15 protein-coding genes are annotated in these 12,379 nt (G+C 69.3%); 2 read left to right on the forward strand and 13 right to left on the reverse strand.

The features are described 5' to 3' along the window. Positions 1 to 29: 29 nt before the first annotated feature. Together AB0F44_RS15865 and AB0F44_RS15870 are read right to left on the reverse strand one after the other, a co-directional pair. Positions 30 to 1,091, reverse strand: a complete 1,062-nt coding sequence (locus AB0F44_RS15865; RefSeq protein ID WP_357356954.1) for a C39 family peptidase — start codon at positions 1,089 to 1,091, stop codon at positions 30 to 32. Then, positions 1,081 to 1,782, reverse strand: coding sequence for a ferritin-like fold-containing protein (locus tag AB0F44_RS15870; RefSeq protein ID WP_357356956.1), 702 nt, complete (start codon positions 1,780 to 1,782; stop codon positions 1,081 to 1,083). The genes AB0F44_RS15865 and AB0F44_RS15870 overlap by 11 nt, the downstream gene beginning before the upstream one ends. Positions 1,783 to 1,954: 172 nt before the next feature. On the opposite strand from AB0F44_RS15870, the gene AB0F44_RS15875 reads away from it, so the two are divergent. Further along, positions 1,955 to 3,427: a DEAD/DEAH box helicase gene (locus tag AB0F44_RS15875; RefSeq protein ID WP_357356958.1), complete on the forward strand. Its 1,473-nt coding sequence runs from the start codon at positions 1,955 to 1,957 to the stop codon at positions 3,425 to 3,427. 12 nt (positions 3,428 to 3,439) lie between these two features. Here the strand turns inward: AB0F44_RS15875 and AB0F44_RS15880 are convergent, their stop codons facing one another. Continuing rightward, positions 3,440 to 4,087: a L,D-transpeptidase gene (locus AB0F44_RS15880; protein ID WP_357356959.1), complete on the reverse strand. Its 648-nt coding sequence runs from the start codon at positions 4,085 to 4,087 to the stop codon at positions 3,440 to 3,442. 190 nt (positions 4,088 to 4,277) lie between these two features. On the opposite strand from AB0F44_RS15880, the gene AB0F44_RS15885 reads away from it, so the two are divergent. Next, a complete protein-coding gene (locus tag AB0F44_RS15885) occupies positions 4,278 to 5,042 on the forward strand; it encodes an SDR family oxidoreductase (RefSeq protein ID WP_357356961.1) in 765 nt (254 codons plus the stop codon). Between the two features lie 11 nt (positions 5,043 to 5,053). Here AB0F44_RS15885 and AB0F44_RS15890 read toward each other — a convergent pair whose 3' ends face one another. The 10 genes from AB0F44_RS15890 to AB0F44_RS15935 all read right to left on the reverse strand — a co-directional run. Next, positions 5,054 to 5,653: a MarC family protein gene (locus AB0F44_RS15890; RefSeq protein WP_357356963.1), complete on the reverse strand. Its 600-nt coding sequence runs from the start codon at positions 5,651 to 5,653 to the stop codon at positions 5,054 to 5,056. Next, positions 5,650 to 6,531 (reverse strand): PHP domain-containing protein, encoded by an 882-nt coding sequence (locus AB0F44_RS15895; RefSeq protein ID WP_357356965.1) that lies wholly within the window; start codon positions 6,529 to 6,531, stop codon positions 5,650 to 5,652. Before AB0F44_RS15895 ends, AB0F44_RS15890 begins: the two co-directional genes overlap by 4 nt. A 3-nt stretch (positions 6,532 to 6,534) precedes the next feature. Next, positions 6,535 to 7,194, reverse strand: a complete 660-nt coding sequence (locus tag AB0F44_RS15900; RefSeq protein ID WP_357356967.1) for a DUF6758 family protein — start codon at positions 7,192 to 7,194, stop codon at positions 6,535 to 6,537. Positions 7,195 to 7,255: 61 nt separating this feature from the next. After that, on the reverse strand, positions 7,256 to 7,810 hold the full coding sequence (locus AB0F44_RS15905) for a histidine phosphatase family protein (protein WP_357356969.1): 555 nt from the start codon (positions 7,808 to 7,810) through the stop codon (positions 7,256 to 7,258). 36 nt (positions 7,811 to 7,846) lie between these two features. Next, a complete protein-coding gene (locus tag AB0F44_RS15910) occupies positions 7,847 to 8,641 on the reverse strand; it encodes an SDR family oxidoreductase (protein ID WP_355022122.1) in 795 nt (264 codons plus the stop codon). Positions 8,642 to 8,651: 10 nt separating this feature from the next. Then, positions 8,652 to 9,686, reverse strand: coding sequence for a MaoC family dehydratase (locus tag AB0F44_RS15915; RefSeq protein WP_357356972.1), 1,035 nt, complete (start codon positions 9,684 to 9,686; stop codon positions 8,652 to 8,654). Positions 9,687 to 9,735: 49 nt separating this feature from the next. After that, positions 9,736 to 10,665 (reverse strand): glycosyltransferase family 2 protein, encoded by a 930-nt coding sequence (locus tag AB0F44_RS15920; protein ID WP_357356974.1) that lies wholly within the window; start codon positions 10,663 to 10,665, stop codon positions 9,736 to 9,738. A 30-nt stretch (positions 10,666 to 10,695) separates the two neighbouring features. Continuing rightward, the gene (locus AB0F44_RS15925) at positions 10,696 to 11,847 is read right to left on the reverse strand and encodes a hypothetical protein (protein WP_357356976.1); all 1,152 of its coding nucleotides are present in this window, start codon (positions 11,845 to 11,847) and stop codon (positions 10,696 to 10,698) included. A gap of 55 nt (positions 11,848 to 11,902) precedes the next feature. Then, positions 11,903 to 12,073: a DUF5302 domain-containing protein gene (locus AB0F44_RS15930; RefSeq protein WP_160027349.1), complete on the reverse strand. Its 171-nt coding sequence runs from the start codon at positions 12,071 to 12,073 to the stop codon at positions 11,903 to 11,905. A 138-nt stretch (positions 12,074 to 12,211) separates the two neighbouring features. Next, on the reverse strand, positions 12,212 to 12,379 hold a 168-nt coding region (locus AB0F44_RS15935; RefSeq protein WP_357356982.1), incomplete at its 5' end, for an acyl-CoA dehydrogenase family protein.

The raw sequence follows: 12,379 nt of genomic DNA on the forward strand, positions 1-12,379 counted from the left end.
TTCTGCTGTTGCAGGCGTGATGCGTCGGCTCACCAGTTCGACTGCGCCGGCGGCTCCGGCAGGGCCACGTCCGGCGGCCGGATGACGTAGACGATCCGCCCGGAGCGGGCCCAGGCACGGTCGAGCTCGCCGAGGTCGTACGTCGTCCGCACCGCCGCGTCGCTGACGATCTTGTGGGAGGCGGGGTCGTGAACAACGGGGTTGCCGTCGTCGTCGAAGCCGGTCAGCACGAGCAGATGCCCGTTGGTGACGTACCCGGCGCCGGTCAGCTCGCCATCCTGGTGCGAGACGGCCAGGACGAGCGGGATCCCGGCCTCGACGAACCGGGCGGCCTCGGTGAAGGAGCGGAGCCTGGTGACGTACGCGACCAGCCCCCGGGCGCCCGCGTAGGCCGTGTTGAAGGCCCAGTTGCCGGCGCCACCGAAGGACTCGTCGTAGACCTCCCGCACGGTGAACGGCACCTGCGGGTCGGGGGTCTCGTAGTCGACCCAGGCCGTCTCGACGGGCGTCGGCCCGGCTCCCCAGAAGTCGGCGATCATCGCCGTCGAGGCGGCGCTGCACCAGGACTGCCCGCCACCGTCCCAGTGCGGATAGCGGTCACGATGGAGCTGCTGCGAATAGGCGGGTACGCCACCCACGACCGTCCCGCGAGGCACCGCCCCCGGCGCCGGCGCCGAGTCCCGGGCGCCGGCCGAGACCATCGCCCCGAGCAGGCTCGCGCGCGGCAGGCGTCCGTCGGAACCGTGCAGGCCCAGCCGCAGCGAGTACGCCGTGAACCTGCGCCCGTCTCGCCCCAGGATGGTGTCGTCGGCCGCGACCGCTACCGGGTCGTCCTGACCCGCGACGGAGGTGGAGGTGAAGGCCGGGTCCGAGGACCAGCGAGCCAGCACCAGCCAGCCGCTCCGCTTGCCCGACTCGTCCATGACCTGAGCCGCGACCTCCACCCAGGTCCCGGGCGGGGTCACCACGTTCCAGGAGGCGACCAGCTCGTCGAAGCGAAACCCGGGGATGACCTCGGGAGACGTCCACATACCGGCTTCGGGGACGATCTGCGCCCCTGACCAGCCGGTGAAGAGGATGTCAGTGCTCAAGCCCGAGCTTGCCCATTCGCTCGACGTGGCGCTGGGTCAGCCGGGTGAGCATCTCGCCGATGGTGCCGAGATCGAGACCAGGCAGGTGGCCACCGGCGATCAGCTCGCTGAGCCCCTCGCGAGTGGCGGCGACGTGCTGCGCTTGGGTGATCGCCTCGCCCATGAGGCGACGGCCCCACAGGGCCAGGCGTCCGCCGATGAGGTGATCGGCCTCGATGCCGGCCCGCACCCGGTCGACGATGAAGTCGGCCCGCCCGGCGTCCTCGAGGGTGGTGACCACGAGCTTGTGGGTGTCCTCGTCGAGGAAGCCGGCGACCTCACGGTAGAAGTCGTTGGCGAGCCCGTCACCGACGTACGCCTTGACCAGCGACTCCCACCAGTCCGCGGGCTTCGTGTGGATGTGGAACTCGTCGAACCCCTCGCGCAGCGGCTCCATGGCCGCGTACGGGTCGGTGCCGAGCTCCACCAGTCGGTCGAGGACCGGCTGGATCTTGGCGTGCTGAGCGGCCGCCATCCCGAGCAGAGCCGTCTTGTCCTCCAACGAGGGCGCCATCTTGGCGTCGTCGGTCAGCCGCTCGACAGCCGAGACCTCGCCATAGGCGACCGCTCCGAGAAGGTCGATGACGGCGGCCTTGTAAACAGGATCACCGAACGGATCCTGAGGACCCGTGAACTCTGACGATGCAACCACGGGAGAACCCTACCGATAGAATGCCTTTTGACCGACCCAGCGCCGCTGTAATGCACTTCATATCGCGGTGGTCTGGTTCCCGTATGTGCGCGGCGTGGCACTCGCTTGGCAAGCTCGAGACACCCGTGAGTCGCTCGCCGCATTCGATGAGACAAGCGAGTAGCGACGAATCATGACAACGTTCAAGGACCTCGGTGTACATCCCGAGATCTGCGCTCCCCTCGAGCGCAAAGGCATCACCACCCCCTTCGCCATCCAGGAGATGACCCTCTCGGTCGCCCTGCAGGGCACCGACCTGATCGGCCAGGCCCGCACCGGCTCCGGCAAGACGCTGGCCTTCGGCATCCCGGTCGTGCAGCGCAGCGTGTCCCCCAAGGACCCTGACTACGTCGACCTTCCGCAGGGCAAGCCGCAGGCGCTGATCGTGGCTCCGACCCGCGAGCTGGCCATGCAGGTCTCCGCCGAGATCTCGCTGATCTCCGAGGACCGTGGCCTCCGCGTGCTGACCGTCTACGGCGGCGCCGGCTACGACCCCCAGCTCGACGCGCTGGAGAAGGGCGTCGACATCGTGGTCGGCACCCCCGGCCGCCTGATCGACCTGGCCAACCGGAAGGTCCTCGACCTCTCCCACGTGCACGCCCTCGTCCTCGACGAGGCCGACGAGATGCTCGACCTCGGGTTCCTGCCCGACGTGGAGAAGCTCGTCACCCTCACCCCGGAGACCCGCCAGACGCTGCTCTTCTCGGCCACCATGCCGGGCGCGATCGTGGCGCTGGCGCGCTCCTACATGCGCCACCCGATGAACATCCGCGCCGAGTCCGCCAGCGAGCGCGAGACGGTGCCCGCGACCGCGCAGTTCGTCTACCAGGCCCACGACCTCGACAAGCCCGAGATGATCGGCCGCCTGCTGCAGTGCGAGGACCACGACAAGGTCGTCGTCTTCGCCCGCACCAAGCGACAGGCACAGCGTGTGGCCGACGACCTCGCCGAGCGCGGGTTCCCGGCCTCTCCCCTGCACGGCGACATGCAGCAGGCTGCCCGCGAGCGGGTGATGCAGAAGTTCCGTGACGGCAAGGTCGAGGTCCTGGTGGCCACCGACGTCGCCGCCCGCGGCATCGACGTCACCGGCGTCTCCCACGTGGTCAACTACACGACCCCCGACGACGAGAAGACCTACGTCCACCGCATCGGCCGCACCGGCCGCGCCGGCGCTTCCGGTGTCGCGGTCACGTTCGTCGACTGGGCCGATCTCCACAAGTGGAAGATGATCAACAAGGCTCTCGACCTTCCGTTCGACGAGCCGCAGGAGACCTACTCCTCCTCGGAGCACTTCCTCCACGACATGGGCATCCCGAAGGGCACCAAGGGCCGGGTCAAGGCCGCCGCGCCGGCGAAGCCCAAGGACAAGGACTCCGACAAGGACGGCGAGAAGCGCGAGCGCGCTCCCCGCAACCGCGACCGTCAGCGCACCCGTTCCCGCGGTGGCCAGGTCGTCGACAAGTCCGCTGCCCCGGCTGCCGCCGAGTCGGCCGAGTCGACGAAGCCCGCCGACGGCGAGGCCAAGGCCGAGGGCTCCGCGCCCCGTCGCCGCCGTCGTCGCCGCTCTTCGGGCTCGGGCGGTTCCGCGCCCAAGGCCGACGCCTGAGCCTGAGCCCGCCTAAGGGATCACGACCACCTTGGTGCCGAGCCGCGCGAAGCGCCACATCGCCTTCGCGTCCGGCTCGGCCTGGCGGATGCACCCGTGCGACAGCGGTGTGCCGAGCTGGGCGCGGGTCTGCACGCGCTTGCCCTTGTCCACCGGAATGTTGTGGAAGCCGATCGCGGCGCGGGGGCCCTTGGTGAAGCGTACGAACCACTTCATCCGGCCCGAGTCGTCGATCCCCCTGGCGTGCTCGGAGCGGGAGAAGACCTTGTAGGTGCCGGGCTCGAGGTTGTCGTAGATGCTGCCCGAGACCGGATACGTACGCCGCGTCCGGTCGGCCGCGGACACGATCCAGACCCGTTGACGGCTGATCGAGAAGACGGCCCGGCGACCGGTGCCGGAGTCGTCCGGAAGCACCTTCTCCGCGGCGGCCGTCCGCGCGTCGACGTGACGGTCGATCGCGGCCTCACGCTGGCTGTCGTGCGGCCAGACCGGGGTGCGTGCCCCGGCGTCCGCGCCCAGCTTCATCCCGCTGTCAGCCACGCTCGGCCGGCCGTTGGCCACCGGCTCGGCGATGACCTCCATTCCCACGAACAGGCCGGCCGACGTCAGCAAGGACGCAGCGAAGAGCATCTTGGTGCGCCGGAGAGGCCGAGATCTCATGTGGCGTGCAGTGCGGCTCACTTCTCCATCACGCGCCCGAGTCCCCCTACGAAATCCACGTCGAACATCATCCAAACACGTATGACCGCAAGTCAACTGTCACACGACAGACAGAAACCGTGATTCCGCGGGCGAACCGACGGCGCGGCGGCCGGATCACCCTCGCGGCACGTGGTGGCAGGATTGCCCCATGTCGAACCCCACCTCCCTGATCACCGGCGCGACCGCCGGCATCGGACTCGCCTTCGCCCAGCAGCTCGCCGCGCGCGGGCACGACCTCGTCCTCGTCGCCCGTGACGAGGAACGTCTCAACGGCGTCGCCACGAACCTGACGGACGCTCACGGCGTCGGCGTCGAGGTGCTCCGCGCCGATCTGACCGACAGCGCCGACCTGGCCAAGGTCGAGGCCCGCCTGGCCGACGCCGCGCACCCGGTCGACCTGCTGGTCAACAACGCCGGCCACGGCCTCAAACACCGCTTCCTCGACAACACCGCCGACGAGGAGACCGCGATGGCGGAGGTGCTCATCATCGCCCCGCTGCGCCTCTCCCACGCCGCGCTGGGCGCCCAGGCGGCCCGCGGCCAGGGCGGCATCATCAACGTCGGCTCCGTCGCCTCCTACCTCCCCCGCGGCACCTACTCGGCCGCCAAGGCGTGGATCAACTCCTTCACCGAGTGGGCCCACAACGAGTACGCCGGCCAGGGCATCAAGGTGATGGCGCTGCTGCCGGGGTTCACCAAGACCGAGTTCCACGAGCGCCTCGGCTCTGGCTACGACTCGGCCCCGTCCTGGATGTGGCTCGACGTCAACGACCTGGTCCGCGAGGCGCTCGAGGACTACGACGCCGACAAGACCTTCTCGATCCCGAGCAAGCGCTACAAGGCCCTGGCCACCATGGCGCGGGTGGTCCCGTCCGGCGTACTCCAGAAGTTCCAGTCGCTGGGCCGCAAGTAGCCCGGCGCGGGTCAGGCGTTCGCGATGAACGTCGTGACCGCGTCGGCGACCATCTGAACGGCGATCGCCGAGAGGAGCAGGCCGGCGATCCGGGTGATGAGCAGGACGCCGGACTCCTTGAGGACCTTCAGGATCGGGATGGAGAAGATCATCGCGACCAGGAGGGCGAGGTGGACGACGACGAGCCCAAGGCCCAGTCCGAAGGCGGTCCCGACTGAGTCGACCTCCTGGGTGAAGACCATGGTGGCGACGATCGCGCCGGGGCCGGCCAGGAGCGGGGTGCCGAGCGGCACCATGGCCACGTTGGCTCCGGCGGCGGCGACGGGGTCGTCGAAGTTGTCCGTGAGCAGTTCGAGGGCGACCAAGAGCAGGAGCAGGCCGCCAGCGCACTGCAGCGCCTCGAGCGAGATGTGCAGGAAGTGCAGGATCGCCTGCCCGAAGAGCGCGAAGATCGTGATCACCAGGAACGAGACCGCGACCGCGAGGAGCGCCGCCCGGCGCTGCTTGCCCGGGGACTGTCCCGCGGTCAGCGACAGGAAGATCGGGATCGTACCGACCGGGTCCATGATCACGAAGAGCGTCACGAACGTGGAGACGAATATCTCGGTCAACGTACGACCTCAGGGGTGGCTCGTCCGGAGGCGGCCGCGGCTGCGGCTGCGCGCTCCAGGAGCCGCTCGTACTCGGCGGGTGCGGTGGTGTTCACTCCCAGATGGTGACCCACCTTCCCGGTGCCGTGGTAATCGCTGGATCCGGTCACCACGAGGTCGAGGTTTCGGGCGATCACCCGCAGTTTCTCGCGTACTTCCGGGCTGTGATCCTGGTGGTCGACCTCGAGCCCGGACAGGCCCGCGTCGACCAGTGCGGAGATGGCCGCCTCGTCGGGCTGCTCGTGTCCGGACCGCCCCCAGGGGTGGGCGATCACGGTGACTCCTCCGGCAGCGGCGACGGTGCGGATCATCGGCTCGAGCGGGGCGGCGTAGCGGCTGACGTTCGCCGGCTTGCCCGCCCCGAGGTAGCGGTTGAACGCCTCGTCGCGACTGCGCACGTACCCCTTGGCGACGAGCGCGTCGGCCAGGTGCGGGCGCCCGGAGGCGGCGGCATCACCGGAGACGGCCGCGACGTCCTCGAGCGACACCTCGATGCCGAGACGAGCCAGCCGGGTCAGCATCAGCGGCAGCCGTCCGTCCCGGCCGGCCAGGATTCGGGCGAGCTCGGCAACCAGCGGCGGGTGGGTCCGGTCGGGCAGGTAGGCCAACAGGTGCACGCTGTGGCCGACGTAGTCGGTGCTGATCTCCATGCCGCGCACCAGCTCGATCCCGGCCTCGGTGGCAGCAGCGGCCGCCTCGTCCCAGCTGGCGGCGGTGTCGTGGTCGGTGATCGCGACGACGTCGAGCTCCGCGGCTTTCGCCGCCTGGATCAGCTCGGTGGGCGAATCGGTCCCGTCGCTCACCCGCGAGTGAGTATGGAGGTCGATGCGCACCTGCACATCCTAGGGCGAGTTCCACCAAGATCCACCGGGGCCTCCGAAGGGCAGCTCGACCATCTGTACGCCCAGGTCGCCGACCTGACGCAGGTGCCAGCCGTCCTGGAGCATCAGCATCGCCGTGGCCGGGCGGAAGACCAGCCACAGCCAGCGGCCGGCGGCCTCGCCGACGACCACCGACCGTTCCCACTCCGCGGCGCCGTTGGTCCACTGGGTGATCGGCCACAGCGGCACCAGCTGCCGCTGCCCGGCGACCCGGACCCTCGTCGTGGGCGGGCCGGCGCAGGCGTCGATGCCGGGGTCCGGTCCTGCCGTACGCGCACACCGAGCGCCCAGCCCGACGCCGGCCTCCTCGGTGACGACGGTCATCTCGACCGGTCCGTCATCGGGGGTCACACCCGTCAGCGTGAGCAGCGTCGCCGAGCCCTTGTTCTCGTCACCGACCACGGCGAGGTCGGCGATCGACCAGCCCGACTCGAGCGGCCAGGGCAGGTAGGTGGGCACTTCACCGGCGAGCGAGAGGACCTGCACCAGGTCTTCGTAGGAGGCGGCATCCGAACGCCATAACGGCGTCACCACCCCATGCTCGGGACACGACTTGCTGCCGCCGGCACCGATGCTCGCCACCGGCGTCGCGCAGCGTGGACAGCCAACCGCAAGAGCCACCCCACAACGGTGACCCGTGCCATCCGTCTGGTCAAGCCGTACGGTCAAGCAGCGGCCTGACTTATGTGTTCCAGTGCTTGACGACCGGCTGCCCGTGGTGGGCGTCCAGCATCGAGACGGTCGCGGTGTCGAGCCGGAAGAGACGTCCGTCGGTGACCGGGAGTCCCAGCCACACCGCGGCCAGGGCGCACAGCGCGTGCCCGTGGGAGAAGACCAGGGTGTCGCCGTCGCACTCGCGGGCGGCCGAGACGACGCGGCCCAGCCTCTCCTGCACAGCGGCAGCGGCCTCTCCCCCGGGCGTCTTCCCGGTCCACAGGCTCCAACCGGGATCGGTGCGGTGGATCTCGTCGGTCGTGATGCCCTCGTAGTCGCCGTAGTCCCACTCGACCAGGTCGTCGGTGACGACCGCGTCTGGGAAGCCCGCAAGCTCAGCCGTACGCAGCGCCCGCTGCCGCGGGGACGTCAGCACCGCGGCGTACTCCCGGTCGTGAAGCCGCGACGAGAGCACCTTGGCGGCGTCCTCGCCCTCGGGCAGGAGAGGGAGGTCGGTGTGGGAGGTGTGCCGGCCGTTGAGGGACCACTCGGTGGTGCCGTGCCTGACGAGGTAGAGGGCCATGCCCCCATCCAACCAGCCGTCGGGCCTGCCGAATTCTCAGGCCCGAGTGATGAACCGATTGACCTCGCGGACGAGTACGTTGGGCGCCAGATCGGCAGCGGTCGAGAGCGCCCTGGCCGGGAACCCGACCGTCGTGTGCACCTTCGGCACTCGCCCACGCAGCCCCTTGCGCGGCTGCGCCATCTCCCAGACCTGGTCGGCGACGTCCTCGACGGTGAGCCGGATGCCCAGGGTCTCGTGGGAGGAGGCGGCGTTGCCGTCGAGCAGCGCCGTCTTCACCCACAGCGGCCAGACCGCCTGCACCCGGATGCCCTCCTTGCGCCACTCCAGCTCCAGCGCCTCGGTGAGTCCGCGCACGGCGTACTTCGACGCGCTGTAAGAGGCGATCTCCGGCTGCCCGTAGATCGCGCTCGCACTGCAGACGTTGATGACGCCCGAGCCAGGGGTGGCGCGGAGGTAGGGGTAGGCGGTGTGGCAGCCGTTGATCACGCCGTTGACGTTGATCTCGATGGTCTGGTGGTGCTGGGCCAGGTCGACCTCGGCCAGGCGGCCGGCACGAAGGATGCCGGCGTTGTTGACCAGCAGGTCGAGGCGACCGCCGGCGGCGGTGGCGAACTCCTCCAGCGCGGCGTTCCAGGACGCCGGGTCGGTGACGTCGAGCGTGCCACCGATAGCCGAGTCGGAGCCGAGCAGCGCCGCGACGTCGCGGGCCAGGTCGGCGTCGATGTCGTAGATCCCGACGAACCAGCCCTGCGCCGCGAACTTCTCGACGATCGCCTTGCCGATCCCCTGGGCGGACCCGGAGACGAAGAGAGCCTTTTTCACTGCCATGACGTGCTCCTTACGCAGGGATGAGCGCCCAGTAGTCGAGGTCGAGCAGCACCCCGGGGGCGTACTTGCCGTCCTCGCCACGCAGGGTCATCGACTCGTCGCGGCCCTTGGTGGCGGCCAAACGCAGGCGAAGGGCGCCGACACCCGGGGCGTCGGTCTCCACGCGGTCGAGGACCTCGGACCAGGCATAGACGGTGTCGCCCGCGAAGGCCGGGGAGGTGTGGGCGCCGGCGTTGATCGCGGCGACGAGCTGGGCGTTGGCTAGGCCGTTGAACGACAGCGCACGGGCCAGCGAGATGATGTGTCCGCCGTAGACGAGATTGCGGCCGTCGGGCCGCGCCTCGACGTTGAAGTGCACCTTCGCGGTGTTCTGCCACAGGCGGGTGGCCTGCTGGTGCTCGGACTCGGTGAGGGTCACCCCGTCGACGTGGTCGATCTTCTCGCCGACCTCGTAGTCGGCCAGCCGGTGCGGCTCACCGGCGGCGGTGAAGTCGTACGCGGAGAAGTCCAGGCCCTTGGGCACGATCAGATTCTTGGCGTCGACCGCCTTCGCCAACTCCGGGATCACGGTCTCGGGTGCGGCGGCCTCCTGGTCCCGCTTGTGGACCATCACCCAGCGCGCCCAGTCGATGGCGACCTCGCCACGCTGGTTGGTGGCGGTCGAGCGTACGTAGACGACACCGGACTTGCCGTTGGAGTTCTGCTTGAGGCCGATGACCTCGGACTTCGTCGAGAGCGTGTCGCCAGGCACCACCGGCTGGTGGAAGCGGCACTCGGCGTAGCCGAGGTTGGCGACCGCGTTCAGCGACACGTCCGGGACGGTCTTGCCGAAGGCGATGTGGAAGCCGATCAGCTCCTCGACAGGGTGCTGCTCGAGCCCGACGGAGGCCGCGAAGGCAGCGCTCGAGGGCACCGCGAAGCGGGTCGGGTAGAGCGACCCGTACGCAGCCCGATCGCCCTCGGTCACCGTGCGCGGCGTGGCGTGCTCGATGACCTGGCCGACCTGGAAGTCCTCGAAGAAGTTGCCGGGGTTCGTCTTGCTCATCTGCGGCCTCTCGTCGGTGAGTGCGTGGATTACCGGACGGTAACCTAGTTCAGACGATCCCGTGGAGGCGTTCCGGGATGCGTAACAGCGGCTGGTTGCGGAGGTTGTCGATGTGGCCCGGGCCGACGGCGCGGTGCACTCCGTCCTCCTCCCGGACGAGCCTGGCCGGCAGGACCGAGGTCGGGTCGAACTCCTCGACATCAGCGCCCACCGAGGCGGTCGCGGTGGTCAGCAGTCCGGCCAGATCGTCGCCGGAGCGTCCCCAGGAGCTGCCCTTGCCGCGGCCCACCGACTTGGCGAGCTCGTTGCGGCGGTCGGCCTGTCGGCGCAGAAGGTCCACGTCGGCGAACTTCATGTGGAGCATGAACAGCCCGGGGTCGGGCACGTACGGCGCCTTGATCCCGTGGGAGGCGAGCGTCCAGGCGGCCGGCACCCGCTTGACCGACGGCTTGCACATCAACGGCGCGAACTGGGCGTACGCCCGCTGGCCGACGATCGGCTTGCCGCTGACCATCGGTCCCTCGACCGCGGTGTGATGGACGACGTTGAGGGCGAACGGGGCGATCACCCGCTCCGGCCGCCTGGCCAGGTAGTCGGACAGGTTGGCGTACCTCGCCGGGTCCGGGACGAGGAACTCGTCCACGTCGGTGAAGATGACCACGTCGTAGATCCCCAGGAGACCCTGGGCGACCCCGCTGGCCAGGCCCATCCGGCCGGCCTCGAAGTTACCCTTCCGGAAGCCCGGCAGTCGCTGGACCGTGCACGACAGGTCGTCGGTGGAACCGTCGGTCGAGCCGTCGTCGAAGACGATCAGGTTCTCGTGACCCGCCGCTCGGCCGTAGTGGTCGACCCAGCGGGTGAGCATCTCGCCCTCGTCGCGGGCGATGGTGAGCACCGCGATCCGTGGCGGCGCGGCCGACGTGCCGCCCGCCTCCTCGGCGAGTCTGCGACGACGGCGCAGGCTCCAGCTGCTTGACAAAGAGTTCCCCCGAATATGTGTGTTGAGGCCCTACGTGCGGACCAGCTCCTCTCGCCGGACGGACCACTCCACGAGGTCGGCCAGGGCGGAGACGGCACGCGCCGGGGCCTTGCGGCCCTCCCCCGGGTCGATGGCCTCACCAGGGATGGTCGGGTCGGCGAGCTTCTTGTTGAGGTCCGTACGCAGCGCCGCATAGGAAGCCACCGCGGCGTCTCGAACCTGCTTGTCGGTGACCTTGCGCGGGTCGATCCCGCGTACGTCCACAGGGGCCAGGTCATCGAGATCCCCGTGGATGGTCGCGTCCAGACCGCGCAGCTCCGCTGCCTGGTCGCGGGTGAACGAAGGGGTCCAGCGCGGTGCCTGGAGCCCGATACGTGGGTCGTCGACCGTCAGCTCCGGCATCAGGCGCTTGCCGAGGACGTGCTTGCGCAGCCCCATCGCCGCCGGGTAGGCCAGGCCACGCCGGTCGAGCTCGGCGTTGAGGCCGCGCAGCACCTCGACGGTCGCGGAGCCGAGGGAGGTGTTCTTCGGCGGCGGGCTCTTCATCCCCTCGGGATCGAAGCCCATCGCCACGCCGAAACGCTCCAGCAGCAGGGTCGCCGGGCTGCCCGGAGGCGGCACCGTGACCAGGTGAAGAGGCCCGGCCTGGCCCCAGCGCCGGGCGATGGCGACCATGTCCTGCTCGGACCAGAACCGCTTGCCGGGCCCGGAGTGACGGCGCTCGGGAGAGCCCGGACGGCTCTTGTTGACCGCGGTGAGGAACTCCGCCCAGGTCCAGTCCACGCCGTTCTGGACGAGCTCCTGCCACATCGACGGGATCTGCCGGTTGATGTCACGCAGCGAGAGGACGATCTCGGGGGTCACGCCCTTGAAGCTCGTCGCCACCCGCTCGACCGTCTCCGAGCCGACCGGCGCGAGCAGCTCGACGGAGATCAGCGCTGTGCCGTCCCATTCGTCGACCTCGGCGACCAGGCGGTCCCAGGCTCCGGCGACCGAGTTTCCCTGCGGGTGCTTCCGGCGGCCCTTGACGTCGAGAACAGCCTCGATCTGATTGCGCCAGCGCGCACCGGGGACCAGGAACCCACGCTCCCCGAGGAGAGCCTTGTTCTTGTACAGGGCACCCTGCAGATATGTCGTCCCCGACTTCATCGCCCCGACATGGAGCACTACGCGGCGCGCCACTTCTCGTTACCTCTCGACCAGACCGACCCGACACCCCCGAGGGGGCATCGTAGCGTCAGGACCCGCCGCCGCCCGCCTTCCGGCGGTGCATCTTCGGTGCGCCACCGACTACCTCGGACCCGTGCGCCTTCTCCTTGGCCCCCGCGCTCTCGGCGCGTGCGTGGTCGTGGTTGTTCTTCTTCTCCAGCGCCTCGCGCATCTTGGCTTTGAGATCGTCGTTGGTCATTGCTCTCCCTAAATCGGCCTACATCGGCGTTGCTGAGTCGTTGGTCGGGTAAAGACCAACCTACGACAACGACCCTGCCGAAACCATCGGTTTCGGCAGGGTCGTCGGTGCGACAGAGACTTCGTGGGCCCTACAGGCTCAGGACTTGTAGTCCTTGAGCAGCGAACGGCCGATGATCATCTTCTGGATGTCGCTGGTGCCCTCACCGATCAGCATGAACTTGACCTCGCGCATGATCCGCTCGATCTCGTACTCCTTGGAGTAGCCGTAGCCGCCGTGGATGCGGAAGGAGTCCTCCACGACCTC

The organism is Nocardioides sp. NPDC023903 (genome assembly GCF_040639295.1).
Classification (GTDB): domain Bacteria; phylum Actinomycetota; class Actinomycetes; order Propionibacteriales; family Nocardioidaceae; genus Nocardioides.